This window comes from Pseudomonas moraviensis subsp. stanleyae (assembly GCF_036283065.1).
Taxonomy (GTDB): domain Bacteria; phylum Pseudomonadota; class Gammaproteobacteria; order Pseudomonadales; family Pseudomonadaceae; genus Aquipseudomonas; species Aquipseudomonas stanleyae.
In genome coordinates, this window is the sequence record NZ_JAADJI010000003.1 from 271,091 (window position 1) to 295,557 (window position 24,467).

Sequence of the window (24,467 nt, forward strand, 5' to 3'; positions counted from 1 at the left end):
TTGGTTGAAGTAATGTGCTTTGCCGGTTATGGGAAACATCGGCTTTAGCCAGCCCTTCGAGGGTCTGCTGGCGCCGCCGGTAATTTGCGCAACTTGCGTCATGCTGCTGCCCTCTTCAGTTCGCGGGTCTTGGCCCGGTATTCGGCCTTGATGGTTTTGATTTCTTCGACGGTGTACTTGCGGGGCTCATGCGGCCCCTCCAACCAAGTCACGGTTTCGGCGCCGATGCGCTGCACCAACCGAATGCGGTACTCCACCGCGTTGCCGGACAGGTTGCGGTTGCACTTCACGCACTGGCGGTGGATGTTCAGCGGCTCGAAACGAAGCTCAGGACAGGCGCCGACGGATCGGTAGTGGCCAGCGTCCCAACGGCTGCCCGTCATCAGGTCATTGTCGTTTGGCATCGAATCGCAGCTGATGCATGGCAGTTGCGCGTCCCGCAGGCGGACGTACTCGTTCACGGCCGTCTGGGCCTCGCGCAGGTGATCCGCCCTGCTCTTAAGCTTCTCCTTGCGCACCTGGATCTCGCGGCGACCAACTTGGGCCAACGCTTTGCCGGCCTTTGCCTGATTGACGTCTTTGATGGCCAGACCGCACTTGTATCCGCACACCGCCTGCCCGAGGCGCTGCGGGACGAATGAGTCCCCGCACGCTGGGTTCTTGCACTTCTTCGGCTTCGCAGCCTTCCTCTCGTTGAGGGCTACGCGCATGGTTCAGCCTCCTTGGCTTTCTGCTGCTCGGGCTCGAAGTCGCCACGCAAAGGCATGAGGCTCTTGTCAGCGTAAGCGAGAATGTGAGGCTGCCCTCCGTGAGAGCACAGCCAACCGGTATCCTTCGAAAGGAACGTCCCGACCCCCTTGATTTCGAAGATCTGGTTCGCCATCACGCGCTCATTGAGTTGCACTACTGAGCCAGCGGGAGCAGCGGGAAGACTGATCAGCGTCAGAGCCAGATCGCCCTGCTTGAAGTTATTGGTCATAGCGGCCGTCCCAGTGATCAGTAGCGCTCCACTTCACGTCATGCTCGGCGCCGAAGGCATGCATCAGCTCGAACAGATCGCTGAACCACTTCTGCGACTGCTTGCGGGTGGACACGGCCATCACCACGAAGCCACCGTCGAGGCCGGGCTCCGCGCGTTGCTTCTCCAGCGAGGCACTGAAAAGGCACTTCCAGTCCTCACTGGTCAGCTTCTTGCCGTGCCAGACCACCTGCTCTGATACGTCCTTGAGCATTGCCCACATCTTGCGGTTGCAGACGTCCGGGCGCTTCTCGTCCTTGATGACCACGATCTTCGGTTTGGTGAAGTCGGTTGCATGCAGGACGCCCATGAGGCGGCTGATATCGCGCTGGCTGCGGATTGGGAATTCGGTCATTGCGCGAACTCCTTGAGCAATTGGCGCGCACCCATGACGGCACCTTTGTCGCCAGATGTGCGGCTGATGTCCTCGAGCCACCCTAGCATTCGGGTGTTTTGTGCTTTCAGGTCGATGACCATGCCGAGCAACTCATCGCCGTCGGCGTCCATATCGGACTTGAGCGCTTGGCCAATCGCGCCAAGGTCGCAAACGGCCGCCAGAAGCATGCGTTTGTGCGATTCGAGATCCTTGCGAATCACCTCCGCGTCAGCCAGCAGCTCCAGCGCCACCTCCTCCACGGTCTTCTCCCCGAGGAATTCCTGCAGCGCCTCGGTGTTGCGCTTCCAGTCTGCGCAGTCGGCACGGAATGACGCCGCCTCGGCCCACAGCAGCTGCTGGAGCTTTTGTTTATCGATGCTCATTGAGCCGCACTCCTTGCTTCCAATTGTTCGGCCTGCTGAATGAGCAGCGCCCGGCGATCCGCCAGCTCATTGGCTGCCTGAATTCGAATTTCTGTTTTTTCCTCGGCTGATACTTGGCGCATGGAAAGCATCGAATGCTTCACCGCGGCGAGCCTCTCGCGCAGCTTTGGCGAAGGCCGCGCAACCTCACCGGTGAGCAGCGCTACGACGGCCCGACCGTCTTCTGTGACCGGCACGACACTCAAGTCGGCCAGGTACTGCTGAGCGCGCTCCTGAGGGATTCGCTGCATCTGCACGGCTTTGGTGATCGCCTGAGTGCGGCGGCTGGCGTCGAAGCCGACGGACACATGCCAATTGACATGCTTGTTGTCCTCCCGCGCCTGACCGACCAAACGCTCGTAGGCGCTATTGAACGCCATGCGCGCACCGACCTTGTCGCCGGCATCGAGGACAGGTTTCGCCGCTGCGAGTGCGAGCTGGATCTCGTCGGTCAGCACCACGGTTTCGAATTCATCGTTGGTGGTCATCGCGATCGCCCAGGCTTCGTCCTTTCCCGGCCGGCCGTCGGCAATCTGAACGCGCTGAAGAATGTCAGCCATTGCCAACTTGCCTCTCACTTCAAAGCGGCAGGCCTTCAGTGCGGCTTTCACGACCGGCACCGGGTAAGCACAGAGGTCTTCGGCCATGATCGCCGCGGTGCCTGGGTTCATTTCCTGACCCATGGCCTCGGCGGTGGCGCAGATCGCAGCAGCGAGCCCGGCAACTTGCTGGTCGTTCATTTCAAAGGTACTCATTGCGCTCTCCCGCTTGGCGCTTGGCCAAGACCATTTGCGCGGCCTGCTCCGCGGCGGAGACGTTCGCTTCGGTGCGTTCCATCTGGCGCGCGGTTGTTCCGTTGATGCGCTGCCCGGTCACCCACTGGGTGTGGTAGCTCTCGGCATTGGCCAACAGTTCGTTGAGGCTGTGACACTTGCGGAGAACGGCGGCATCGCTGGTTTTCAGGAAGTGGGCAGCGACGTGATGAGCGACATCGGCGCCGAGGCGGTCGACCAGTTGACCGAGTTGGCCACCGACCTTGGCGTTCCACACGGGCCAAGTGCTGTAGCGCTTGCGGTAGGCCATGGCGTAGTTCGCCCAGACCTTGAAGGTTTTGCAGGACTGATCTTTCGGGCCCGGCATGTCAGCGGGAATCTCAACCCGTGGCGCATCGGTGCGATCAACCACAAGGACCAGATTGCGGACCGGCTTGTCCGGGCTGCCTTGCAAGTCCTGACTGGTATCCTGATTGGTACCCTGATGATTGGTATCCTGATTTGTCGGAGTTTTTTCCGACCCTTGCTCGGATTTTTTTCCGAGGTAGATCGGATTTTTTTCCGACCTTCGTTCTCCGGCGGGGTCGGATATTTTTCCGACCCGTCGAGCTTCCGGTTCCACTCGATCGCCTTCTCGGTCAGGCGGAACAGCGTGATGTTCGAAGTGCTGGAAAGCTCAATCAACCCGGCCTCTTCCAGGGCCTTCAGCATGCGGTAAGCAGTGTCTGGCTTGTCAGTGAGCAGCGGCAGCTCCTCGATGATCTTGGCCTTGCTTAGCGCGAAGAAGATCCCGTCGTCAGTCTTGATTGGCTTGGTCCAGCTCGGGCAGCCGTAGACGAAGGCGAACAGTAGTGCCTGCTGAGAGTTCAGCCCCCACTCCAACGCCTTCACCTGATTGATCGTGACGGTGAATTGCATATCAAGCCTTCCCGACCAGTTTGGCCAATTCAGGGAAGCGATCCACGTACCAATGAGGCTGCGTCTCGCGTGGGGATTGGGGGTTGGTCAGGTTCTTGCCGTAGGCCATGCCCTTCTCGGTCACCGTCCAGAACGGAACCATTTCCTGTTTGGAGTTCTTGCGCTGGAGCTGCTTCAGAAAGCCCTTGGCTTCCAGTACGCGGTTGAACGCAGCGGGTGAAACGCGAATGCCACTGTCTTTCAGCAAGGCTGTGGCTGACTTGGTGGGCATAGAGGATCCGCCGGTAGCATCTGGCGCGGCGTCGACGGCGTAGCCAGGTAGGAACTTCGGATCGAGCCCGTTGTTCTCAGCGATCTTCGTGAGCATGGCCATCTGGCAGGATGGAGCCGGCTTCAGCAGGCGCGTAAAGCACTCCATGATGGCGATCTCGCCAACGACCTTGGTGCCATTGAGCAGAACCTGCTCGCGGGCGCCCTGCTGCTGCTCCAGCTCCCGCCAACGGCGAATCACCTTCATGCGCATCGGGGCGCTGTAGCCGGTCAGCAGGCAGTCGGTGTGTTCGCGGTCGAGCATGTATTCGACCTGCTCCCGGTTTTGACCGTCTAGATAGATGTGCTCAAAACTGAGTACATCTAATTTCAGTTCTTTCAGCATCGCAGCAATGTCGCGCTTCACGTTGGCGTGTCGCTTGCCAGTGACGTTAGCGATCTCGCGGGAGGACATCGTGGTACGCGACACGTTTTCAGAATTGGAAAAACGTGTCGCGACACGTCCGGTATTGTCCTGTTGTGGCTGTGCGTGCATAATCAGCTCCACTTGTTTTACCGCTGTTGAAAAAGCCGACCTCGTACGTCGGCTTTTTTGTGTCTGAAATTCAGGCTGCCTTCACGGACTGCTTGAACACTTCTAGGCTGACGATTACTTCCTCAGCCTCCTTGAGCAGGCTCGTTTTCTCAACCGAGCAGACTCGACCATCAGCCTGCGCATCGAACGCAAGCCGGGTAACGTCGGCAAGGTCGGCATGCAGTCGAAGCAGAGCGGCGTTGAGGTTGATCCCTTCCGGCCTCTCCTTCGGGACTAGGTCGAAACCGAAGGACTCAGCCCAGGCCTTGAGCGGCCGGAAGTCCTGGGTGAACTTCATCACGCGATGCAGCTCTTCCACGTTCATCTTGTGGCTGTCGTAATTCGGGTTGGCCTTCTGCGACAGCAGCGTGCGGCTGGTGAAGTCGGCGCCTTCGGCGATCTTGCTTGCACCGTGGGTGTCCACCACGTCGTAGATCGCACTCATCAATTCCTGCATGTCACACCTCACAAATTGTTACGTGGCGTTGCGCCATCAATGACGCGATCATCTGTTCATCAACTGATCAGGGACGCATCCATGACCGACTTTTCAGAACTGCAAGGCGAGATAACCGCCCTTTGCTGCTTTATGGCTGCCTTGGCATCCACCCTGCCCTTGTCTTCTCAGCTCAGGCTTTGGCCTGCGTTTGAATCGAAGGCCGATCTGTTGCGCACCCAGCTTGGGCGGGATGCCCTTCGGGGCTTCGAGCAAGCGACGATCTCGCTCAGCTCGAAGCGGAGTTAAGCGGCGGTCTTATTCGGCTTCGCTTCCAGGAGCAGCCAAGACGCGTCGAACGGCTTGCCATTTGCCTCTGCCAGCGCAGCGATCCTTTCCGCGTAACGCGTCTCGCCGGTGTATTCGGTGCGCGGCAGGCTGTCGGCAGTCAGCCACTTATAAATGGCGCGTGGAGACTTTCCGCACGCCAAGGCAACCACCGGAACGCCGCCGGCGTCATCAATCGATTTTTTAAGCGGGCTCATGTGGCCTCCGGGCTAATTATGAACTTGCAGTACATGTTATGTCGGAACTGAAAGTACATGCAAGGCCATGCGATATTGAACCTATGGTTCAAATAGAAGAGATTCGCGCCGCGTTTGCCTCCCGCCTCAAAAAATCACTTGCCGAGAAGGGCATTGATCAATGGGGAGCGGGCGCTCGCTTGGCGGAAATGACAAAAGTCACCCCGAAGGCTGCCAGCAAATGGCTCAATGGGGAGTCGATACCTGGCGCAGCAAAAATGCAGGCGATTGCCGAAAACCTCGGCGTCAAGATCGAATGGCTGCAACATGGTTCGGGCGAAGGACCCGGGCCGCTGGTCGATAGGAGTGATGGTGAATCCTCGACTGCCGCTGACAAGCTCCGCCAAATGCTCGCCGGCAAATCATTGGGCGAAGACCGCCTCCAGAAGCTGCTGGCTGTCGCTGAGGGCAACGAGGCAGAGGGAACTGTTGAAGTGCTGGTAAGCGATGCCTATCGGCCCGGCAAGGTCGGCGATGAGGTGTGGATAGCCCACTATGACATTCGCGGTGCGATGGGGGGCGGAGAGGTCAATCATGACTACCCCGAGCTGCTACAGGATGTGCGCGTTAGCCCTTCCCAGCTGCGCGCGATGGGAGTCGAGTTCAAAGAGCACTTTCACCTGAAAATGATCACCGGTTGGGGTCAGTCGATGGCGCCGACGATCAAGCACGGCGACCCGCTGCTGGTGGACATCAGCATCAAGGATTTCATCGGCGATGGAATTTACTTCTTCTCGTATCAGGGCTTTCAGTACATCAAGCGCCTGCAGATGAAGGGGAAGGACAAATACAAGATGATTTCAGACAATCGAAAACACAAAGCTGAAGACATCTTTGCTGACGAGACCTATATCCAGGCTCGCGTCCTGCTCGTTTGGAACGCTCATTTGCTCTGAAAAGGTGACGCTCCCAATGCGCCGAGGACTGCGTAGGCCCTTACGAATTGTTCGTTCATGGAAGACAACACACATCCGGCTTGTAGTTATCAATGGCATCTCGCCTTGCGGGAATATACCTGAGAAGATATATTGTACGAGCTAATAGTAGGCGATGACGCCACCGATGATCTCGGAAAGATTCTTGAAGCAGATCCGCCTGCAGCCTATCGGTTGGGTGTATTCCTGCAAGAGCTGGAGTGCAATCAGGATTTGCTGGAAAGGCTATCTTGGGACGGGTATGGCGGCAAGCCGCATTCACCTGACAAGGGTGCGACATTCAGCGTATCAAAGGTTTATTCCCTTTATAGAACGGGGAAGAACATTTGGAGGCTGAGAGATTTCGAGCTGTCCAGAGAAGGATTTGAGTACCGGATTATCTACGCGTTCATCCCCTCAAAAGATCTGTATTTTGTGTTAGCTGTCGTTGAGAGAGCATTTGACTATGATCCGAACCACCCTGTTACACACCGCGTCCTTGATGCCTATCGGAAGCTTGAAGCAGAGGGCTGGTGAAGAAACATGGGGCACGGCCGGTGCAGGGGTTGTGCTGAAATTTGAGGCCTCGGTTCTTCCAGCACCACTCGCCCAGAAAAACACTGCTTTTTCGCGTCTTATGGCGCGGCTTGAGAACAGCCCAGAGCACAAAGAAGGTGTAGCCAGCGCTCGTGCGTGGCTGGCTGATGATGTTCTGGGGGACGAAGGCAAAACAGTCAGAAGACTGCGACTGAAGAAAGGTCTAAATCAGACCCAGCTCGCCGAGCTGCTGGGTACTACCCAAGCTCAAGTAGCGCGCATAGAAAAAGGGAACGTTGATCTACAGCGCTCAACATGCAAGAGGCTTCGTGAGGTTCTCGGAGTCTCAGCTGATGAGCTTGACGAAATGCTTGATCTGCAAGAAAAAATTTACCAAGCGAAGGCTAAAAAATGACCCGGTTTGCCTATTCTATTTTCTGCGACGACATTAGAAATGAGATTAATGGCAAGATCTCCCTCATGGGGATTTTTGGGAATTTGATGTATCTCCCAGAATTTCCGGCAGTACTTCCCAAGCTCTGTGCTGTTTTAACTGTGAGCACCTCGAAAGATAGACCCCTCCAGTCCGTAAGCTTCAGAGGAATTATGGACGAGAATGTCATTTTTGAAATGGCGCTCGATGCAGGCCAGATAGAGCAAATGCGCCAGCAGGGGGCTGGATTGATAGACGACCCGAAAGGCTTTGAGGCTAAAGCTATGATTGTGCTTTCTCCACTCCACCTGGCAGCGCCCACGAAGATCAAAGTCAGTATTGTGGCTGATGGCGAGGAAATCGAATGCGCAGGCCTTCAAATATCGAAGGCTCCTGAAGGACTTCAGATTATCTAGGGTTAGATGCTGCTGTAGGAAGCCCGCCATCCGTGCGGGCTTTTTTGTGTCTTTTAGAAAGGCGCCGCTTCCATCAGCGGCTCTTCTTCCACCAGCACCATTCGCTCCTCTTCTGATGAAGGTTCCCAGCGCAGCGTGAAGGACTCGTCTTCATCATGTCGCGTCATGGCAATGCCGTCAGCTTCGGATAATGCGCCCAGTATTTCCGACCACTCCCTCTCCCCGTCCGTATCAAGCCGATGGATCCTCACTTCGCGTCGCTCTTGGGCGATCGGGTGATTGATCATCGACGACACGCGCAGCACAAGCCGCTCCATCGGGTTCATTGGTGTGATTCCTGAGTCGTTCTTTTTGCTCTGCCGCGCCATAAACACCTCCTTATCAAAGGCTGTACATGCATCCAGTAGTCGAGCGCGAGCATAGCGAACCTTCGGTTCAGCGTAAATCCCATTCCGACCGCCAATTTCTGAACCTAAAAATTAACCAGATAAAATTTATGTACTTTTGGTACTTGACGCAATGTGAACCAGTAGTTCATATTTGCTCCATCGAGCAGCGAAACAGCGGCTCGACAGGGCCTCAACAGACCCGCCGCTCTTTAACAGCCAGCGCCATGAACGACTACCCGGCCAGTCCGGTTAGGTCACTCCCGGCTCCATCGGTGGGAGGTCAGTAAACCGATGAACAAAACCGCACTTGCCTCTACCGGCGACCGGCGATCCGACAGGCCCGAAAGCCTGCCCACGCGCAGCCCACTGCGACGGCGGACGAGGTGTTGACCGAACTGAGTGAATGACCTGGTAAGCGGGTGCGGAGAAAGACCAAAGATTTACTGATGCCGCTTCGATGAGGCGGCATTGGAGATCAACGGAGAAAGACGATGAGCAATTTAGCGTTTGAAGCAAGTGATGAGGTAGTCAACGAAGCCGCCGCTGCCTGCGCAAGGCTTCTGGAAAAGTGGTTCGGCGGCGTTGATGAGGCGATCGCAGCGCTTGAGGCTGATCCTGCCGACATGGCAGACCTTGCGATGCGCAGCCACATCAATCAGCGCCAGGCGATGACGGTAAGGACGCACATGAACATCCAGGCCTTCAGCCGGGAAGTTCTCGAAAAGGTTGCATGAAACGAGGGCAGGACAATGCAAGTTACACGTGAGCAGCGAGAGCAACAGTTGATTGATGCGAGCCTTGGCGTTCTTCACAGCCATCTGGCTATTGATCTGAGCGATTCAGAGCTGGATAGGCTGCTTGGCCCATGTGTCTGCGGCCCTCAATTGATAGCCATCATGAAGAACTGGCGTGACCGGGGAAATGTCATCCCCACGGTTCGGCTGGATTGGGATGACACCGAACTTCTGAAGACGCTCGAACGACCGCTGCCGTACTGGGCGCTGGCATATCAAGCGGCGGAACCCTGCCAGCAAGAATTATTCGCGGCATGAAGATTTCACTGGCTGGCCTTGGCGACAGGGCCAGACGGGAAATCAACCCGGAGAATAAGCATGACTCGTAACGAATATGAAGACGCTGAAGCACTTGCAACAGTTGCATTGGCCGGCCTTCTGGCTCGCGGTACTCCGTTCACGCCTGAGGATATCGCCTCGCATGCATTCGAAATCGCCGAGGCATTCCAGCAAGAAAAGCTGAAGCGCATCGGCGAAAAACCTCCATACGACTTCTGAACAACCAGCGCCACGACAGCCTGTCGTTAACTGCCCGATCCTCTCTATGAGAGCGCATCGGGGTGTGATCTGAGGCTAAGTCTCGGGCAGCGGATGTGCCAACCGGTCGCCTTCAGGGCTATCCCTTCCGCCGAATGCCGGTTGAGCCCCGGCCAGATCACACCCCGATGCGGAAAGACAGCGGCCTGTAACCGCCGACATGCATCAGGCATGGCTCACAGCGAAGTGAGCAAGCGAGTTACTTACTTCGCGGTGATGAACCCGCCACAAAGGCTGTCCAGCAAGCTCTGGCCGCCTTTGGAATTGAAGAATTCCATCGACTGCTTCACTTCCATTTCGTACCTAGGATTTGTAGCAACATCACGGATGTGTTTCGCCATCTCGTCAGTCATGCCCTCTTTCTGCTCAGTCAGGAATTTTTCTAAAGTGATACCTGCTTCTGGATGTTTCTTTGCGCACGCCTGGGTGGATGCGACAGCCGTAACCGCAGTGTTGTGGTCTGTGACAACGTCGGTGGTAGCCGAAGCTGGGACAGCATAAGCGAGGGCAATCACCGCGATGGCTGTAGCACTGCGAACTTTACTCAGAAACATTCAGATCTCCAGATCTCAATTATTTGGCATTAATGCCAAGACGTATCGGCCAAGCTCGCTGGTTCCTTAGCGATTTAGTCACCCTTCCCCGACACCACCCGAATGCACTCCCCTCCGCGCCCAACGGCAACCAGCGGAGCGGCTGAGTGCATCCGAGTTTTGTTGGATCAACACCCGCCACCACGGAGGCGACCATGGCAACCAGCTATGCAGACAGTGCGCAGGCCCGAGAGTGGGATCGGCGCTTTGATGAATGGGGGCGCCCTAAAGCGCCAAAGGTTGAAGACTTTCACGACTACGAAGCCGCTGAGCGAGAACGCACACAGCGTCAGGCGCTGATGGCAGCTCAAGAGTTGGTCGACCGCAAGGCGCGGGCCAAGCGAGTCGCGGCAGCGGTGGTCGCCTACGGCGAATTCTGGGGGCTCAAATGAACATCCAGCAGCGCGACCATCAAACGGCGGTGACCTGGATCGAGGGCGAGATCAGCAACATGATCCGCGACCTCGGCAAGCCCAACGCCAGCGCCGCCGCGACATCCTGCATCACCCTGGCCTTCATGCTTCGTGCCATTGACGACAACGAGCATCGTCACTACCGCGCACGCATCGACCAGATTTACGCCTCCTACAACGCCTCCGTCTCGCAAGGAGCTGCAGCATGACAACCCCTCTGGTGAAAACGCTGGCCGATGAGCAGCTCGAGGATATCGAGCGCCGCATTGCGATTCTTGGCTTCGGCCTGCCCTTCAATGAAGTGATCGGCCGAAAGCGAGAGGATCTGGTCGACAGCCTCCCGCAGCGCCTGTCGGTGACCATGAAAGGCGGACGCATCGCGGTGAGGGCTCGGCCATGAATCTCTTGTACTGGTTTCTCGTTGTGATCTTGATTGCCGGTGCCGGCGCCTACGGCATCGTGAAAGACGGCTCGGGCACTTGCCAAGTGCCGCGCTCGACCACCTACCAGGTGTTCCGATGACCGGCCGGCAGATGGCCCGCCGCATCCTGATTCGGCGCGGATCGTTCTCCGCCATTGGCGTGTTCACCTTCCTGATGCTGCTCAGCGCCCTTGCCGATCGCATCACACAGTAGGTCCCCATGAACAGCTCCCCCCGCTTGGCCGCCCAGCTCGACTGGGTGACGGTCGGCGCCTTCTCGCCCGAGCAGTTCAGCGGCGAGCAGCGCAAAGAGTACGAAGACGAAGCCCGCCGCATCGAACAGCAGTGGGACAACCAACCGAACTGAGGAAACTCGCAATGTTCAAGAAAGCCGAACGCAAGCAGGCCAAGCTACGGCTGGCACTTGCTGGGCCATCTGGTTCAGGCAAAACCTACTCCGCTCTCCTGCTCGCACAGGGGCTCGGCGGCCGAATCGCAGTGATCGATACGGAGCATGGCAGCGCCTCGCTGTACGCGGATATCGCGGACTTCGACACACTGGAATTGCACGCGCCCTACTCGCCTGAACGATATGTCGACGCCATCACCGCTGCCGAGCAGGCCGGTTACAGCGTGCTGATCATCGACAGCTATTCCCATGAGTGGACAGGCTCCGGCGGATGCCTTGAATCGAACGAGAAGCTTGCCCACCAGAAATTCAAGGGCAACACCTGGGCGGCCTGGAACGAGACAACGCCGCGCCACCGGCGGCTGACCGACAAGATCCTGACCAGCTCGTTGCACATCATCTGCACCATGCGGAGCAAAACGGAAACCGTGCAAGGCGAAGGGAAGAAGATTCTCAAGCTGGGCATGAAGTCTGAGCAGCGAGACGGCACCGATTACGAGTTCACCGTCGTGCTGGACCTCACTCACGACGGGCACACTGCCATGGCGAGCAAGGATCGAACAAAGTTGTTCGAGGAGCCTGAACTGATCACCGAAGAGACCGGCCGGCGATTGCTGGCGTGGCTGAACTCGGGTGTAAGCCCTGAGGAGCGCGCCAAGGAGCTGCTGGTGGATGCACTGGCCGATATCGCCACAGCCAAGGACATGGCCTCGCTGCAGTCGGCATTCAACGCGGCCAAAGCCATCGCCGTCGGCTTTGACGATCTCGTTCAGCAGGTCGTGGCCGCCAAAGACAAGCGCAAAAACGAACTCTCCCCACAAAGGCAATCAGCATGACCGCATACATCTTTGATAGCGAAACAACCGGCTTGAACGATCCGCATCTGGTCGAGGCGGCCTGGCTGAAACTGAGCGGCGTCAGCAGTCTCGCGGTGACTGACTCTTTCCTGCACCGCTACAAGCCGGGCAAGCCGATTGAGCTGAGCGCGCTCGCCACCAGCCACATTCTCGATGAGGAACTGGCTGACTGCCTGCCACACACCGATTTTGCCCTGCCCAGCGACGTCGTCTACCTGATCGGGCACAACGTCGACTACGACTGGCGCGTGATTGGCGAACCGGATGTAAAGCGAATTTGCACCCAGGCCCTGAGCTCGAAGCTGTGGCCGAACGCGGGCAGTCACACCCAGTCGGCGATGATCTACCTGCACTACCGCGCCGAAGCGACCGGCCTGCTCCGCAATGCCCACGCCGCGCTCGACGATGTGAAGAACTGCCGCCTATTGCTGGTCAAGATCCTCGATCAACTCGCTGCTGAGCTTGGCCGGCCGGTTAATGACTGGGAGGAGCTCTGGCAGATTTCCGAGGATGCACGCATCCCGACGGTCATCGGATTCGGCAAACACAAGGGCACCGCCTTCGCGGACTTGCCAAGCGACTACCGGCGCTGGCTTTTGAACCAGCCCGACCTTGACCCATTCGTTCGTAAAGCGCTTTCGCGCTGATGGTGACTCATGATCAGCAACCACCTCAACCTCGTCGAGCAGCACCGACCGGATGCCGAGTCGATCGCTGAACGAATCGCGCAATACCTGGCCGCCGGCGGGCGGATCGATCAACTGAAAAGCCCGCCGCGCAATCCGCTGCCACCGCCCCGCTCGAAGAAAATAGACCCTGAAACGGTCCTCAAGCGCCGGCCGAAGCCGATATCGGCAGCCGAACGCAAGGCTCTGCGCAAAATGGCGGACTCGCTATGAAGTCGAAACGCAAACCCAACAACGGTTTCGCCCGGGCCGAACGCAGTTGCCGGGCGCTGCTGCGCACCAACCACGTTGCGGTGGTGAACATCGATCCCAGCGGCAGCCAGATCATGGCGAACTGGAAGAGCTGCCGGCAGATCCGCAGTCTGGCGATCGCGAACGCGATATTCGACTTCTCCTACCGCTGGACGATCTACATCGCCGCCATGTGTCGCGACGAGCGCGGCGCCGAGTACATCAAGTCAGTCGAGATCTCGCCCGAGGGCATCTACAAGGTCGAGCGCCTGACCGATGCCATCGAGCATTACTACCTGGAGCTGCGCAACAGCGCGAACCCGGCCCATCTGGTCGCGTCAGGCTGGATCGCCATTCCGGATGAAGTTTCGATGGATGAAGCCGAAGCCGCGAAGCTGTTCTACGCCGCCGGCGCCTGGCATCAGGTGAAGGTAGCTGCGTGAGACGTTCCAGACCCCAACAACGCAAACGACAGACCTGGCTGGACTTGCCGGCCAGCGGAATTGAAGAGGTAGGCCATGGCCGACGAAAAGGAACTGACGGAGGAAGCCAAGAAGCAGCGCAGGAAGCGCGAGAAGGCTGCAGCAAAGGACGCTGTATTGGGCGTCGAGAAGTTTACGGTTGAGGTGGCCGGCGTGTTCAAGCCTGACCTCAAGCGGGTCATGGCAGCGCACGGCATCAACAACCAGCAGGAGGTTTACCAGCTGCTGCTGATGAACCTTATCGCCGCTGACTTCGATACCCAAGCCCAAATGCTCAAGTGTGTCACGACACCTTTTGTCGCTACTGAAAAGGTGTCGCGGCCTATTGAAGCGGCCGGCATGAAGTCCTTCGCCGACGATCCGCCAGAGCCTGACGACGAAGTCGAGAAGCCCGAAACTAGGGCAGCTCGGGATCAGGTTCGTATGGCCCCATCACCTTGTTGATGTTCGGCCACACCATATAGGCCTTCCAGATCTCATTGTCCCGAGAGCAGTAAACGAGGTATTCGCTGTCGCTGCTGCGGCTGACGCGGTAGCGATAAATTCCGCAACCTTTCACTTTTGCCTGAACCAGCGCGCCGGTGACTGCGTTGTTGAATTCATAGACCCATGGCCCCGGATACATTTCCTTCACCGATTCTGCGGAAGCGGCCATCGGTATCAGTGCGGCAAGCGCGATCATCAATCGCTTCAATTTGAATCCCCTTCCGGCTCCATGCCGGGCCGAACACAAATACCCCACTTCTACGAATCACGCCAGCCGGCGGGGTAACAGAAAGCGAGTGCCTTCACTGCCTGTACTTTTGGCGCAGCATCCATTCAAGCTCAGAGACCGTTGCAGCATACAAATGTCGAACCTCGTCGGTTATCAAGCGGCACTGCTCAAGATACTCATGACGGGCGTAGACCGAAGGAGCGTTAGCGTACGCCATTACTATTCTCAACGGATCGTCTAACGATCGCTTAACGAATACCGGCGCAGGCCCGCTGAATGCTGACTCTTCATCAGGCGTGAAGAAAACAGCGGCAGTCCCCCAAGCCTGGTTATAGGCCTCTAGGTCCTTGGTCCACTGCTTTCGGGCTTCTTCCTCGGTTTCTCTCAAATCTAAATCTTCAACGCCGCCGCTTTGCATCAGGTGAATACATCGCGCCTGAACAGTTAACAGATACTTCCTGAAAGTATGCAGCCTCGTGGCAGCGTCTTTGAGAGCCTTCAAAGATTCGAATCGCGCCGCATGGCGAAATTGACTGCGCCAGTTTGATAGCGCAATCACCGCTACGGCAGCAGCGATCATAGTTGCAATGGCGCCGAAGATATCGAACAGATCGTGGACGCTCGTAACCGTCATAAAGCTTTTTTTGTCCGGGATCATTCCCCAAACGACGCCACTACAAAAAGCAGGATACACCCCAGCCAAATTACCCAGTCCCTACTCACGCGCCTCTCCCGTCAATTTCCCACAACAGTTTATGCCGAAGCTACTGCTAACGGCGAGGATCCCCTATGTCCGCACAACAGAAGAAACACCCCTTCGATTTCAAAACTCAATACGGACTCGGCTTCAGCACTCAGGACGATGAGATCGTTGTCGACTTCTTCTGCGGTGGCGGCGGTGCCGGTACCGGGCTGGAGATGGGCCTTGGCCGCGCGGTGAATGTCGCGAAGAACCACAGCCCGCAAGCAATCAGCATGCACACCGTGAATCACCCGGGCGCCGTGCACTACACCACCGACGTGTTCGAGGGTGATCCTGACACCGAATGCGGCGGCAAGGCCGTGGGCTGGTTCCACATGTCGCCGGACTGCACGCATCACAGCCAGGCCGCCGGCGGTCAGCCGCGCAAGCGCGAGATCCGGAACCTGTCATGGATCGGCCTGAAGTGGGCCGGCAAGAAGAAACCTCGCGTCATCAGCTTGGAAAACGTGAAACAGATCCTGCAGTGGGGGCCGCTGATCGCCAAGCGCTGCAAGGCCACCGGCCGGGTGATGAAGTTGGGCGGCGCCATTGCCGAGCCTGGCGAAGTCGTCCCGGTTCACCAGCAGTTCCTGGTACCTGACCCGAAGCGCCGAGGGCAAACGTGGGCGGTGTTCGTCGCTGAGCTCCAGCGTCTGGGCTACGCCGTCGAATGGAGGGTCATCAAGGCCTGCGACTTCGGCGCGCCGACCAGCCGCGAGCGCCTGTTCATGATCGCCCGTTGCGACGGGCAGCCGATTGTGTGGCCTGAGCCAACCCACGCGAAGAATCCGGCGAAGGGCCAACAGAAGTGGCGCACCGCCGCCGAGTGCATCGACTGGACCATCCCGAGCAAAAGCATTTTCGACCGGCCCAAACCGCTTGCACCGGCCACCCTGCGCCGCATCGCAAAGGGCATGAAGAAGTTCGTCATCGATGCGGCCGACCCATTCATCGTGCCGATCGCGAACTGGTCGGGGGAAAGCGTTCAGTCTGCGCATGAACCGCTGCGCACCGTGACGTCCTGGCCGCGCGGCGGATCGTTCGCCATGGCCAGCCCGATCATCGCGCCAGCAACGCATCAGGGCAGCGACCGCGTAAACGATCCACACGCCCCGCTGCCGACGGTTACCTGCGCGAATCGCGGCGAGCTGACGCTTATCAGTCCTACCCTGATTCAAACAGGCTACGGAGAGCGTGCCGGTCAAGAACCGCGCGTGCCGGGCCTTGACCAGCCCCTCGGCACTGTGGTCGCCGGCGGCGTGAAACATGCACTCGCTGCCGCGCACCTGGTGAAGTTCCGGTTTGCGGACGAAGGCAAGGCGCTCGACGAGCCGCTGCCGACCATTACCAGCGGCGGCGACTACAAGCGTCCCGCCGGCGCCGCCCACGCCATGGGAATCTCAACGGTATTCATGGCCCAGATGAACGGCGGGTTCAACACCACCGACGCCAAGAGCGTCGACGATCCGATGACCACGGTGACCAACACCGGAAGCCAGCAACAGCTGGTGACGGCGAACCTGGTGCACCTGCGCGGCAACTGCGATGCGCGGGACACCGCCGATCCGCTGCACACCATCAGCGCCGGCGGCACTCACCACGGGCTGGTCACCGCTTTCATGGAACGTCAGTTCGGCGCCAGCGTTGGCCAGGGCGTGGATGAACCGGCGCCGACCATCACAGCAGGCGGTGGCGGCAAGAGCTCGCTGGTCGAGCTGCAGCTCTCTCCAGAGGTTGAGGCCGGCGCGCTGCGGGTCGCGGCATTCCTGATCAGCTACTACGGCACCGAGAACATCAGCGCCGCAGACGCTCCAGCGCCAACCATCACCACCAAGGATCGGCTGGGACTGGTGACCGTCACCATCAAGGGCATGCCTTACGTGATCGTCGACATCTGTCTGCGGATGCTGCAACCGGCCGAGCTGTACAAGGCTCAGGGCTTCCCCGCCGACTACATCATCAGCCACGGCGCCGACGGCAAACCGTTCACCAAAACACAGCAGGTGCATATGTGCGGCAACAGCGTCAGCCCTCCGCCCATGGCGGCACTGGCCCGAGCCAACGACCCATGGAGCGTTCGCGAGCACGATATTAAAGCCGCTTAAAATCGACTCTTTCCGGCGGCATTCCTCCATTCGCTAATTGGAATAATGCCGCACATCGATCAGCAGTAAAGGGACTGAGCGTAGAATAGCCACAACACTACTTAACCTTTTTCAGGTGCTGCCTTGGCTTTAGCGGATCGGTTGCGTTTAGGAGCTTGATTCTGTGCACGTGGAGTTGCGACCGCATGTTTTTTCAGACGCTCTGCTTTATTCTTGAGCATACTCATCCGAGCATGATTTCGAGTTGCTATAACCTCTTCTCTGTCACTACTCGTAACTGCTTGATCCTTCAGGATGCTATCGCATTCCTGTAGGATAAAATCAACATCCGCTTTTTCAGTTCGTGACGACCACCAATCACTAACCCGCGATTCGACGAAATCCGTGATAGTGTAAACAACTAACGTTATGGGTGGAATCGCATACAGTACACCACCCCAAAAAACATCATCCGGATACTTCCCGACCACATAGGTTAGTAAAGATCCGACGGCACCAGCAAAACATGTGGAATAGCTGAGCCGGGCATAAGGGTCATCCTTGGCCATTCACTTTAAACTCCATCAGGAAATTTTGTCACGACGTCTGAATAAGCAACATTCAAACTCCGCAATGAATATTCCAAAGTTCGCTTAAAGTCTTCTGCGTTCTTAACAAATGATTCTAGAGAAACAAAAAGCCCTTCATCAACGTAGAAACACTTTACAAGCTTATAAGTCATTGCGATGTGATTGCACACCTCATAACGCTTAGAAAAGTCTGAAGCCCCATCCAATTCGTATGGAAGAATTATTTCTATAAAACCGTCATCATCTTTATCAACACGGAGTATATAGTTCAGTCCCTGAGCGATAAATCCAAGCTCATTTTCATCATAAATTTTTTCAATTTCACAGCCTGCCTCAACAAGTGAAGCTTTGTACTTATCTAAACTAGTTTTTTTTAAAGACATATATATCCAGCTTCCTCAATATTACGTGAATAGCCATCCATGGAATTTACTTAGAGGCTACCATCAAAACCTCGAGATGATACCTGATTCGCGCCTGCACCCGTAAAGCGATTTAGAAGACATCTTTATTTTTTTTGAACGAAAAACCTCATCCGAACCGTCCAACACAATCCAAATGCAAGATCGCGAAACCTTCTAACACCATTCTTCAAAGTCAGCCGCTTTAGCGGCAAGGACGAAGTTATGCCAGCAGAAAACCAAGCTCCAGAGTTCTAACTCAAGGGCGCCCAGCCAGCGCACCCTCTCCCGCTCTGCTTCCAAGTCGGCGAATGTGAGTGGGTGGCTGCCCGCGACGAAGACGAGGCACGTCGCGTACTGGCAGAAATGAACGGCGATGACCCGTCTGAATATACGAACTGGGATGTCGAACTGACCAGCGAAGCGTTTCTCGATAAGCAGTGGGTCGACGAAGAACCACCCCACCCTGAATGCGGTTGTCTCCGTCAGTGGCTGGCAGAGGCTACCGAACCTTCCTACCTGATTGGCACGGAGGGCTGAGCCATGATCATCGCCCCGCTCTCTATCCACTACCGCATCTACAAGGGGCCGTGGCGATGACTCACCAACCCAAAGGCGGAATGTGCACCACCTGCACCCACGCCCACCGCGATTGCAGCCACCTTCCCTTCAGCACCATGCCTCCGCTTTCGAACGACAAGCAGACCGTGATCGTGCGCTGCACTGACTTCAAACGCCGCGCCCAGCGGTAACCCCTCCCCCAACTCAACAGCCTGCCGGTGTACGGCGGGCGAGGTGCACCCATGAAAAAAGAACAGTTACCAGAAGTGGTGGCAGCAGTCGCGCGCGCCCTCGAAGCAGGTAAGGCCGCCGCAGCAGCGGCACCGGACGATGGCGGTAGCGCGAACCTCGACCGGGTTTATCTCCGCGTCGGCCTTCTCCGCGAGAAGACGCTCCACGATGCCGGCCTTCATGGCTGGATGCAGTCTGCCAGCACTTACCACGCCCGAGCCTTTCACCTCGGCGCGCCGTTTGATGGCCAGGGTAACCGGCGCTATGCCGGCGTGCAGGCCATGCACAAATCGCTGCAATCCGAAGGCGTCGATTGCGGCGTCTGGTACCAAATGGATTAACCCATCACCACCTTCTGCCGCCACGCGCGGCATGGAGCATCACAATGGCAAAAATTCTGGCCCAGATCACGGTCAAGTTGCCGCGCCTTATGGAGGCAGGCGAATACAGAAAGCTCCGCTACGTCGGCGGCAAGCCGAGTTTGCAGCAGTTGAAAAAATGGATTGAGGAAGGCGAAGTGGTAGGAGAGGTAAAAGGCGGGATGTATTTTGTGGATGTGCAGGCGGCCGTGATGGGGTCAGATGATCCCCTGCTGGCCAAGATGTTGGAGATAGGCTGATGGCTGCCCGGCCGCGCACGCTCAAAAACAGGAAGCTACCCCCAAATCTTTACCCGAACGGTAAATATTTTCGGTACCGGAACCCCATCACCGGTTTGATGACCAGCATCAACCGCCCACTTGAGGAAGCAATCAAGCTCGCGCACGCAGCAAACCTCAAGGTCGCGGCGCTGGTCGTCGATGACGGCGCCCTGCTTACCCTGCTGACAGGCGACCGGTTGCCAACGGTGAGCAACCTGCTGCAGCGGTTCAATGACGAATGGCTAATCGACAAGGGCTATGCGGCGCGGACACTGGAAGAGATCAAATTCAAGCTCGAGCGGTACCGGCAAGATCTCGGCGATCGCCTGATCGGGCAGATGGATGTGCTGGCCATGGCCGAATACCTGGACCAGTTCAGCAACAACGCCTACACAAAGCATCGCGGGCTGTGGGTGCAGATCTTCGCTTTCGCCGTGGCCAAGGGGTTGGCCGAGCGCAATTGCGCCGAGCTGACTCTGGTCAAGAAGGAAGCCGAGAAGAAGCGCCAGCGGCACACGCTGGAAGGATTACAGACGATCATCGGCGCGGCGACCACGCCGCCTTGGCTGAAACGAGCAATCCGCCTGGCACTGGCCAGCCTTCAGCGCCGTGAGGATATCGTGACCTGGCTGAAGTCGGCGGTCGACATGGACAAGAACACGCTGACCGTGTCGCCGGGCAAGACTCAGGGCTACGACAATCCGGTTCACCTGAAGATCACCATGGGAGCCGCGCTGCGTGAAGTCGTCGGCGAGTGCCTGCGCTCGCCTCTGGTCTCGCCCTACCTGATCCACTACAAACCGAAGGCGCGGCGCCGCGAACAGATCGATGCGAAGGACCACTGGACGTCGGTGACGCCGGACTATCTGACCAAGGAGTTCAGCAAGGCCCGCGACGCGGCGCACGCTTATGACCACGTGCCGGCCGGTGAGCGCCCCACTTTTCACGAAATCCGCGCTTTAGGTGCGTGGCTGTACGAGCAGCAGAACTTCCCGCAGTAATACATCCAGGCGCTGCTGGGCCACGCGGACGAGAAGATGACGAAGCACTATCAGGAGGGACACGGCGACAAGACGATCGACTATGTTGAGGTAAGCGCCGAACTGGCGTTCTGAGGTGGGGGTTTTGCAAAAGTTTTGCAAAAGTTTTGCAAATCGTAGGCAACAAAAAAGGGCTCACCTTTCGGTGAGCCCTTCTAGACCGCCCAGCAGAGCGGATTTTGTTTGGTAGGCGCGATTGGACTCGAACCAACGACCCCCACCATGTCAAGGTGGTGCTCTAACCAACTGAGCTACGTGCCTGCTGTGAGGCGGCATTCTACGGAATTCCGGAGGGGTGTCAACACCTTTTTTTCACCTAACCCTATGAATATGCAAAATATTTAATTTTGGTTTGGCGCAGAAGATTTTCCGGCGGCTGGCGGAGGTTTTTCAACTCGGGTAGGATCGACGCACTCGTAAAATATATTAAACAGAGGCGGCAGGATGGCGAACACCCAATACCCAGAGTCTTATTACGCTGCGTCGGCCAATGCCGTACCGCCCCGTCCTGTGCTGCAGGATGATGTGGAGACGGACGTCTGTGTGATCGGTGCCGGGTATACCGGGCTGTCTTCCGCTTTGTTCCTGCTGGAGAACGGTTTTCGCGTAACCGTGCTGGAAGCGGCCAAAGTCGGTTTTGGAGCATCGGGGCGCAATGGTGGGCAAATCGTCAACAGCTACAGCCGCGACATTGACGTTATCGAACGTACGGTCGGCCCCGGGCAAGCGCAGCTGCTCGGTGAAATGGCCTTTGAAGGCGGCCGGATCATTCGCGACCGCGTAGCCAAATACAACATCCAGTGCGATCTGAAGGACGGCGGCGTGTTTGCCGCCCTCTCCGCCAAACAGATGGGCCATCTCGAAGCGCAAAAGCGCCTGTGGGAGCGCTTTGGTCACACCCAACTGGAGCTGATGGACCAACGCCGCATCCGTGAAGTGGTCGGTTGTGATCAATACGTCGGTGGCATGCTCGACATGAGCGGCGGCCACATCCATCCGCTGAATCTGGCGCTCGGTGAAGCGGCGGCGGTCGAGTCTCTCGGCGGCACCATCCATGAGCAATCTCCTGCCGTGCGCATCGAGCGCGGCGCCAATCCGGTTGTGCATACGCCGCAAGGCAAGGTCAGGGCCAGGTTCATCATCGTTGCCGGCAATGCCTACCTCGGTAATCTGGTGCCGGAACTGGCGGCCAAATCGATGCCGTGTGGCACTCAAGTGATCACCACCGAGCCTTTGGGCGATGAGCTGGCAAAGGCGCTGTTGCCGCAGGATTACTGCGTGGAGGACTGCAACTATCTCCTCGACTACTATCGCCTGACCGCCGACAAGCGTTTGATCTTCGGCGGCGGCGTAGTCTATGGCGCGCGCGATCCGGCGAACATCGAAGCAATCATCCGCCCGAAGATGCTCAAGGCGTTCCCGCAACTCAAGAACACCAAGATCGATTACGCCTGGACCGGCAACTTCCTGCTGACTCTGTCCCGCCTGCCTCAAGTCGGACGCCTGGGCGACAACATCTATTACTCGCAGGGCTGTAGCGGTCACGGCGTTACCTACACGCATCTGGCAGGCAAAGTCCTCGCCGAAGCATTGCGCGGTCAGGCCGAGCGTTTCGATGCCTTTGCCGACCTGCCGCACTACCCCTTCCCCGGCGGGCAGTTGCTACGCACACCGTTTGCCGCGCTGGGTGCATGGTATTACGGGCTGCGCGACAAATTCGGGATGTAAAAAAGGGCCGCAAATCGCGGCCCTCTTCATTTCTGCATAAAGCTCAAAGCTGATCCCGAGCAATCCCGCTGCGAATCCTCAGGATATCCGCCAGTACCGCCAGCGCAATTTCCGCCGGGGTCTTGCTGCCGAGGTTGAGGCCGATCGGCGCGTGAATCCGCGCCAGCTCAGCCTCACTCAAGCCACCAATGCGCCGCAAGCGTTCGAAACGTTTTTGCGATGTCTGCAGAGAACCCATTACACCGATGTAGAACGCTTCGGTGCGCACCGCTTCCATCATCGCCAGGTCATCGATACGCGGATCGTGGGTCAGCGCCACCACCGCTGTGTCGCGATGACAGCCACCGTCGGCGATGAACACCGCAGGCAACTGCCGACGGATTTCCACGCCATTGAGCACCACACCTTCAAGCACTTCATCGCGCGGGTCGCAGAGAATCACTTCGAAGCCAAGCCCTACCGCAAACTCGGCACAGGCCTGCGCCACACTGGAGTAGCCGGCGAGCAACAAGCGCTGCGCCGCGCCAATACGGATGCGCACCCGATCGATCTCACGCTCGATCCGCGCGCCCTGCTCACGATCAGCGAACAGAGTGCGCGCACCGCTGGCCAGGTCGACCTCGCGAAGCAGCCGACGCTGACCGAGCAGCGCTGATTCCAGTTCGCGCAGATGCGCCTGCACCTTGCAGTCAGCGTCAAGTTTCTCTACCAACACATCGAGAATGCCGCCACAAGGCAGGCTGACCCGCGAGCGCGGATCATCGCCTTCGCCGTAGCGCACGACGCTGACCGCTTCGAGAAACGCACCTTCGGCGACGCGCTCAAGAAAGTCCTCTTCCACGCAACCGCCCGACAGCGAGCCGATCCACTGCCCGCCGTCGTTCACCGCCAGCAGCGAACCCGGCGCGCGCGGTGCCGAGCCGTAGGTGGCCAGCACGGTGCACAGCCAGATGCGCTGCCCGGCCACCGACCATTCCAGCGCTCGACGCACCACTTGCAGATCGAGATGCTGCATATCAGTGGGCCTTGTGCTCGACGCTCGGCGCGTCGGCTTGCAGCTTCTGCACTTCGCTCACCGCCAGCTCAGCGCTCTGCCCACCCCAACCCTGACGCAGGTAGTTGAGCAGATCGGTCAATTGCTCGGGACTGAGCTTGTCGGCAAAACCCGGCATCGGCTGCATGTGCTCGAACCCGGAGAACTTCTGTTCACCGATACCGTCCTCGATAACCCGCAACAGGTTGCGCGGATCTTCCAGACGCAACGTGGTGTTGCCGCGCATGGCCACGGCAATGTGCGGTTTGCCTTCACCGCCAGCAGCGTGGCAACCGGCACAAACGTTCAGATATTCCTGACGGCCGCGCTGGGCACTCGGGCTGAGCTGGTCCAGCGGCACTTCGACGAGCTCTTTGGCTGGCGGCGGTTGCTCGCCGAGCAGGAAGGTCGCCATCGCCGCCAGATCAGCATCGCTCAAACCCTGAGTGCTGTTGTGAAACACCGGGAACATCTCGTTGAACATCGTTCCTTGCGCGCTCATACCGTGTTTAAGGAACGTGCTCAGATCCTGCTGATTCCAGCCGCGCGCGGCCAGGTCAGTGGCCAACAGGCTCGGCGCCAGATAACCATTGAGGATGCCGCCGGTCATGCGCTTGTCCATCTGCATCGCGCCGGGCAGGCCGCGTGGCGTGTGACATTCACCGCAGTGACCGAGGACATCGACCATGTACTGGCCGCGCTTCCAAGCCTCACTTTTGCCTTCGGCGGGCTCAAGCTTGACGTCTTTGCCATAGAGCATGTTCCAGCCGGTCAGGCCCAGACGCACGTTAAACGGAAAGCTCAGGCTGGTTACCGGTGCTGCGCGCTCGATCGGCTCGATGGTTTTCAGATACGCGTGAATCGCATCGGAATCGGCGCGCGGCATCAGGTGATACGAGGTGTACGGCATCGCTGGATAGAGATTGGCACCGTCGCGACGCTTGCCTTCGGTCAAGGCAGCGAAGAACTCGTCATCGCTATAAAGACCGATGCCGTGCTCTTTGCTCGGGGTGATGTTGGTGCCGTAGATCGTGCCGAATGGCGAGACGATCGGCAGGCCGCCGGCATAAGGCGCGCCACCCGGTGCGGTGTGGCAGGCCATGCAGTCGGCGGCGCGGGCGAGGTATTCGCCGCGCTTGACCTGATCGTCGGCGTGGGCAAAAAACGCCGGCGCAGCGACGCCAACCGCGAGGGCCAAGCGGGTCAGTAAACGCTTCAT

40 protein-coding genes, 1 tRNA gene and 1 pseudogene are annotated in these 24,467 nt (G+C 58.0%); 24 read left to right on the forward strand and 18 right to left on the reverse strand.

Going from position 1 to position 24,467, the window contains the following annotated elements; genetic code table 11:
- Nucleotides 1-98: 98 nt before the first annotated feature.
- From GXB78_RS06415 to GXB78_RS06450, 8 genes and pseudogenes are all read right to left on the reverse strand, one after another.
- On the reverse strand, nucleotides 99-710 hold the full coding sequence (locus GXB78_RS06415; protein ID WP_329514793.1) for a recombination protein NinG: 612 nt from the start codon (nucleotides 708-710) through the stop codon (nucleotides 99-101).
- Nucleotides 701-979 carry a hypothetical protein gene (locus GXB78_RS06420; RefSeq protein WP_329514794.1) on the reverse strand — a complete coding sequence of 93 codons (279 nt, stop codon included), beginning with the start codon at nucleotides 977-979 and terminating at the stop codon, nucleotides 701-703. The genes GXB78_RS06415 and GXB78_RS06420 overlap by 10 nt, the downstream gene beginning before the upstream one ends.
- Nucleotides 969-1,373 carry a recombination protein NinB gene (locus tag GXB78_RS06425; protein WP_242209159.1) on the reverse strand — a complete coding sequence of 135 codons (405 nt, stop codon included), beginning with the start codon at nucleotides 1,371-1,373 and terminating at the stop codon, nucleotides 969-971. The genes GXB78_RS06420 and GXB78_RS06425 overlap by 11 nt, the downstream gene beginning before the upstream one ends.
- Nucleotides 1,370-1,777 carry a hypothetical protein gene (locus GXB78_RS06430; protein ID WP_329514795.1) on the reverse strand — a complete coding sequence of 136 codons (408 nt, stop codon included), beginning with the start codon at nucleotides 1,775-1,777 and terminating at the stop codon, nucleotides 1,370-1,372. The genes GXB78_RS06425 and GXB78_RS06430 overlap by 4 nt, the downstream gene beginning before the upstream one ends.
- Complete coding sequence (locus GXB78_RS06435) at nucleotides 1,774-2,571, reverse strand: hypothetical protein (protein ID WP_329514796.1); 798 nt, start codon at nucleotides 2,569-2,571, stop codon at nucleotides 1,774-1,776. The genes GXB78_RS06430 and GXB78_RS06435 overlap by 4 nt, the downstream gene beginning before the upstream one ends.
- Nucleotides 2,558-3,507: pseudogene (locus GXB78_RS06440) on the reverse strand (phage replication protein). Before GXB78_RS06440 ends, GXB78_RS06435 begins: the two are co-directional and overlap by 14 nt.
- A 1-nt stretch (nucleotide 3,508) precedes the next feature.
- Entirely contained in the window at nucleotides 3,509-4,231 is a 723-nt protein-coding gene (locus GXB78_RS06445; protein ID WP_329514946.1) for a Rha family transcriptional regulator, read from the reverse strand.
- Between the two features lie 151 nt (nucleotides 4,232-4,382).
- Nucleotides 4,383-4,808, reverse strand: a complete 426-nt coding sequence (locus GXB78_RS06450) for a phage regulatory CII family protein (RefSeq protein ID WP_329514797.1) — start codon at nucleotides 4,806-4,808, stop codon at nucleotides 4,383-4,385.
- Nucleotides 4,809-4,889: 81 nt separating this feature from the next.
- Here GXB78_RS06450 and GXB78_RS06455 point away from each other — a divergent pair, with 81 nt between their 5' ends.
- Nucleotides 4,890-5,096: a hypothetical protein gene (locus tag GXB78_RS06455; protein ID WP_329514798.1), complete on the forward strand. Its 207-nt coding sequence runs from the start codon at nucleotides 4,890-4,892 to the stop codon at nucleotides 5,094-5,096.
- Here the strand turns inward: GXB78_RS06455 and GXB78_RS06460 are convergent.
- The gene (locus GXB78_RS06460) at nucleotides 5,093-5,332 is read right to left on the reverse strand and encodes a helix-turn-helix domain-containing protein (protein ID WP_329514799.1); all 240 of its coding nucleotides are present in this window, start codon (nucleotides 5,330-5,332) and stop codon (nucleotides 5,093-5,095) included. The two genes, GXB78_RS06455 and GXB78_RS06460, sit on opposite strands and share 4 nt — an antisense overlap.
- Before the next feature lie 83 nt (nucleotides 5,333-5,415).
- On the opposite strand from GXB78_RS06460, the gene GXB78_RS06465 reads away from it, so the two are divergent.
- The 4 genes from GXB78_RS06465 to GXB78_RS06480 all read left to right on the forward strand — a co-directional run bounded on the left by GXB78_RS06465 (nucleotide 5,416) and on the right by GXB78_RS06480 (nucleotide 7,671).
- Nucleotides 5,416-6,267: a LexA family transcriptional regulator gene (locus tag GXB78_RS06465; RefSeq protein ID WP_329514947.1), complete on the forward strand. Its 852-nt coding sequence runs from the start codon at nucleotides 5,416-5,418 to the stop codon at nucleotides 6,265-6,267.
- 132 nt (nucleotides 6,268-6,399) lie between these two features.
- A complete protein-coding gene (locus GXB78_RS06470; RefSeq protein ID WP_163018890.1) occupies nucleotides 6,400-6,822 on the forward strand; it encodes a hypothetical protein in 423 nt (140 codons plus the stop codon).
- Nucleotides 6,788-7,237, forward strand: a complete 450-nt coding sequence (locus GXB78_RS06475; protein WP_329514800.1) for a helix-turn-helix domain-containing protein — start codon at nucleotides 6,788-6,790, stop codon at nucleotides 7,235-7,237. The genes GXB78_RS06470 and GXB78_RS06475 overlap by 35 nt, the downstream gene beginning before the upstream one ends.
- A complete protein-coding gene (locus GXB78_RS06480; protein WP_329514801.1) occupies nucleotides 7,234-7,671 on the forward strand; it encodes a DUF6941 family protein in 438 nt (145 codons plus the stop codon). The genes GXB78_RS06475 and GXB78_RS06480 overlap by 4 nt, the downstream gene beginning before the upstream one ends.
- Before the next feature lie 53 nt (nucleotides 7,672-7,724).
- On the opposite strand, the gene GXB78_RS06485 is transcribed toward GXB78_RS06480, so the two are convergent.
- Nucleotides 7,725-8,039 carry a DUF1654 domain-containing protein gene (locus GXB78_RS06485; protein WP_329514802.1) on the reverse strand — a complete coding sequence of 105 codons (315 nt, stop codon included), beginning with the start codon at nucleotides 8,037-8,039 and terminating at the stop codon, nucleotides 7,725-7,727.
- A gap of 512 nt (nucleotides 8,040-8,551) precedes the next feature.
- On the opposite strand from GXB78_RS06485, the gene GXB78_RS06490 reads away from it, so the two are divergent.
- Genes GXB78_RS06490 through GXB78_RS06500 form a run of 3 tightly spaced genes read left to right on the forward strand, consistent with a single transcriptional unit; the run spans nucleotide 8,552 to nucleotide 9,352 of the window.
- A complete protein-coding gene (locus GXB78_RS06490; RefSeq protein ID WP_329514803.1) occupies nucleotides 8,552-8,794 on the forward strand; it encodes a hypothetical protein in 243 nt (80 codons plus the stop codon).
- 15 nt (nucleotides 8,795-8,809) lie between these two features.
- On the forward strand, nucleotides 8,810-9,112 hold the full coding sequence (locus GXB78_RS06495; RefSeq protein WP_329514804.1) for a hypothetical protein: 303 nt from the start codon (nucleotides 8,810-8,812) through the stop codon (nucleotides 9,110-9,112).
- 60 nt (nucleotides 9,113-9,172) lie between these two features.
- Nucleotides 9,173-9,352, forward strand: coding sequence for a hypothetical protein (locus GXB78_RS06500; RefSeq protein WP_329514805.1), 180 nt, complete (start codon nucleotides 9,173-9,175; stop codon nucleotides 9,350-9,352).
- 242 nt (nucleotides 9,353-9,594) lie between these two features.
- On the opposite strand, the gene GXB78_RS06505 is transcribed toward GXB78_RS06500, so the two are convergent.
- A complete protein-coding gene (locus tag GXB78_RS06505) occupies nucleotides 9,595-9,945 on the reverse strand; it encodes a hypothetical protein (protein WP_329514806.1) in 351 nt (116 codons plus the stop codon).
- A gap of 194 nt (nucleotides 9,946-10,139) precedes the next feature.
- Between GXB78_RS06505 and GXB78_RS06510 the strand changes: the two genes are divergently transcribed.
- The 10 genes from GXB78_RS06510 (at nucleotide 10,140) to GXB78_RS06555 (ending at nucleotide 13,927) form a co-directional block, all read left to right on the forward strand.
- A complete protein-coding gene (locus GXB78_RS06510; RefSeq protein ID WP_329514807.1) occupies nucleotides 10,140-10,376 on the forward strand; it encodes a hypothetical protein in 237 nt (78 codons plus the stop codon).
- Complete coding sequence (locus tag GXB78_RS06515) at nucleotides 10,373-10,606, forward strand: hypothetical protein (RefSeq protein ID WP_016773974.1); 234 nt, start codon at nucleotides 10,373-10,375, stop codon at nucleotides 10,604-10,606. The genes GXB78_RS06510 and GXB78_RS06515 overlap by 4 nt, the downstream gene beginning before the upstream one ends.
- Nucleotides 10,603-10,797 carry a hypothetical protein gene (locus GXB78_RS06520; protein WP_252869377.1) on the forward strand — a complete coding sequence of 65 codons (195 nt, stop codon included), beginning with the start codon at nucleotides 10,603-10,605 and terminating at the stop codon, nucleotides 10,795-10,797. The genes GXB78_RS06515 and GXB78_RS06520 overlap by 4 nt, the downstream gene beginning before the upstream one ends.
- On the forward strand, nucleotides 10,794-10,919 hold the full coding sequence (locus GXB78_RS06525) for a hypothetical protein (protein WP_329514808.1): 126 nt from the start codon (nucleotides 10,794-10,796) through the stop codon (nucleotides 10,917-10,919). The genes GXB78_RS06520 and GXB78_RS06525 overlap by 4 nt, the downstream gene beginning before the upstream one ends.
- A 119-nt stretch (nucleotides 10,920-11,038) precedes the next feature.
- Nucleotides 11,039-11,185 (forward strand): hypothetical protein, encoded by a 147-nt coding sequence (locus tag GXB78_RS06530; protein ID WP_236169851.1) that lies wholly within the window; start codon nucleotides 11,039-11,041, stop codon nucleotides 11,183-11,185.
- 11 nt (nucleotides 11,186-11,196) lie between these two features.
- Nucleotides 11,197-12,063: an ATP-binding protein gene (locus tag GXB78_RS06535; RefSeq protein ID WP_083352042.1), complete on the forward strand. Its 867-nt coding sequence runs from the start codon at nucleotides 11,197-11,199 to the stop codon at nucleotides 12,061-12,063.
- Nucleotides 12,060-12,731, forward strand: coding sequence for a 3'-5' exonuclease (locus tag GXB78_RS06540; protein WP_329514809.1), 672 nt, complete (start codon nucleotides 12,060-12,062; stop codon nucleotides 12,729-12,731). The genes GXB78_RS06535 and GXB78_RS06540 overlap by 4 nt, the downstream gene beginning before the upstream one ends.
- A gap of 9 nt (nucleotides 12,732-12,740) precedes the next feature.
- Nucleotides 12,741-12,983 carry a hypothetical protein gene (locus GXB78_RS06545; RefSeq protein WP_090283103.1) on the forward strand — a complete coding sequence of 81 codons (243 nt, stop codon included), beginning with the start codon at nucleotides 12,741-12,743 and terminating at the stop codon, nucleotides 12,981-12,983.
- Nucleotides 12,980-13,444: a hypothetical protein gene (locus tag GXB78_RS06550; protein WP_329514810.1), complete on the forward strand. Its 465-nt coding sequence runs from the start codon at nucleotides 12,980-12,982 to the stop codon at nucleotides 13,442-13,444. The genes GXB78_RS06545 and GXB78_RS06550 overlap by 4 nt, the downstream gene beginning before the upstream one ends.
- A 75-nt stretch (nucleotides 13,445-13,519) precedes the next feature.
- Entirely contained in the window at nucleotides 13,520-13,927 is a 408-nt protein-coding gene (locus GXB78_RS06555) for a hypothetical protein (RefSeq protein WP_329514811.1), read from the forward strand.
- Here GXB78_RS06555 and GXB78_RS06560 read toward each other — a convergent pair.
- Together GXB78_RS06560 and GXB78_RS06565 are read right to left on the reverse strand one after the other, a co-directional pair.
- On the reverse strand, nucleotides 13,881-14,177 hold the full coding sequence (locus GXB78_RS06560) for a hypothetical protein (protein WP_329514812.1): 297 nt from the start codon (nucleotides 14,175-14,177) through the stop codon (nucleotides 13,881-13,883). The two genes, GXB78_RS06555 and GXB78_RS06560, sit on opposite strands and share 47 nt — an antisense overlap.
- Nucleotides 14,178-14,271: 94 nt before the next feature.
- Nucleotides 14,272-14,856: a hypothetical protein gene (locus GXB78_RS06565; RefSeq protein WP_329514813.1), complete on the reverse strand. Its 585-nt coding sequence runs from the start codon at nucleotides 14,854-14,856 to the stop codon at nucleotides 14,272-14,274.
- Between the two features lie 131 nt (nucleotides 14,857-14,987).
- Here GXB78_RS06565 and GXB78_RS06570 point away from each other — a divergent pair, with 131 nt between their 5' ends.
- Entirely contained in the window at nucleotides 14,988-17,045 is a 2,058-nt protein-coding gene (locus GXB78_RS06570; RefSeq protein WP_329514814.1) for a DNA cytosine methyltransferase, read from the forward strand.
- 101 nt (nucleotides 17,046-17,146) lie between these two features.
- On the opposite strand, the gene GXB78_RS06575 is transcribed toward GXB78_RS06570, so the two are convergent.
- A complete protein-coding gene (locus GXB78_RS06575; RefSeq protein ID WP_329514815.1) occupies nucleotides 17,147-17,593 on the reverse strand; it encodes a hypothetical protein in 447 nt (148 codons plus the stop codon).
- Nucleotides 17,594-17,598: 5 nt separating this feature from the next.
- On the reverse strand, nucleotides 17,599-17,997 hold the full coding sequence (locus GXB78_RS06580) for a hypothetical protein (protein ID WP_329514816.1): 399 nt from the start codon (nucleotides 17,995-17,997) through the stop codon (nucleotides 17,599-17,601).
- A 339-nt stretch (nucleotides 17,998-18,336) separates the two neighbouring features.
- Here GXB78_RS06580 and GXB78_RS06585 point away from each other — a divergent pair, with 339 nt between their 5' ends.
- The 4 genes from GXB78_RS06585 to GXB78_RS06600 all read left to right on the forward strand — a co-directional run bounded on the left by GXB78_RS06585 (nucleotide 18,337) and on the right by GXB78_RS06600 (nucleotide 20,448).
- A complete protein-coding gene (locus GXB78_RS06585) occupies nucleotides 18,337-18,555 on the forward strand; it encodes a hypothetical protein (protein ID WP_329514817.1) in 219 nt (72 codons plus the stop codon).
- Between the two features lie 263 nt (nucleotides 18,556-18,818).
- A complete protein-coding gene (locus GXB78_RS06590; protein ID WP_329514818.1) occupies nucleotides 18,819-19,148 on the forward strand; it encodes a hypothetical protein in 330 nt (109 codons plus the stop codon).
- A gap of 44 nt (nucleotides 19,149-19,192) precedes the next feature.
- On the forward strand, nucleotides 19,193-19,426 hold the full coding sequence (locus GXB78_RS06595; RefSeq protein WP_016773953.1) for a hypothetical protein: 234 nt from the start codon (nucleotides 19,193-19,195) through the stop codon (nucleotides 19,424-19,426).
- Nucleotides 19,426-20,448, forward strand: coding sequence for a phage integrase Arm DNA-binding domain-containing protein (locus GXB78_RS06600; RefSeq protein ID WP_329514819.1), 1,023 nt, complete (start codon nucleotides 19,426-19,428; stop codon nucleotides 20,446-20,448). Before GXB78_RS06595 ends, GXB78_RS06600 begins: the two co-directional genes overlap by 1 nt.
- A 223-nt stretch (nucleotides 20,449-20,671) precedes the next feature.
- Here GXB78_RS06600 and GXB78_RS06605 read toward each other — a convergent pair.
- Nucleotides 20,672-20,748: transfer RNA gene (locus tag GXB78_RS06605), tRNA-Val, on the reverse strand.
- A gap of 183 nt (nucleotides 20,749-20,931) precedes the next feature.
- Between GXB78_RS06605 and GXB78_RS06610 the strand changes: the two genes are divergently transcribed.
- Nucleotides 20,932-22,215: an NAD(P)/FAD-dependent oxidoreductase gene (locus GXB78_RS06610; protein ID WP_329514820.1), complete on the forward strand. Its 1,284-nt coding sequence runs from the start codon at nucleotides 20,932-20,934 to the stop codon at nucleotides 22,213-22,215.
- A 43-nt stretch (nucleotides 22,216-22,258) separates the two neighbouring features.
- On the opposite strand, the gene GXB78_RS06615 is transcribed toward GXB78_RS06610, so the two are convergent.
- Both GXB78_RS06615 and GXB78_RS06620 read right to left on the reverse strand, forming a co-directional pair.
- Nucleotides 22,259-23,230 carry an XdhC family protein gene (locus GXB78_RS06615; protein ID WP_329514821.1) on the reverse strand — a complete coding sequence of 324 codons (972 nt, stop codon included), beginning with the start codon at nucleotides 23,228-23,230 and terminating at the stop codon, nucleotides 22,259-22,261.
- Nucleotide 23,231: 1 nt separating this feature from the next.
- A complete protein-coding gene (locus GXB78_RS06620; protein ID WP_329514822.1) occupies nucleotides 23,232-24,467 on the reverse strand; it encodes a c-type cytochrome in 1,236 nt (411 codons plus the stop codon).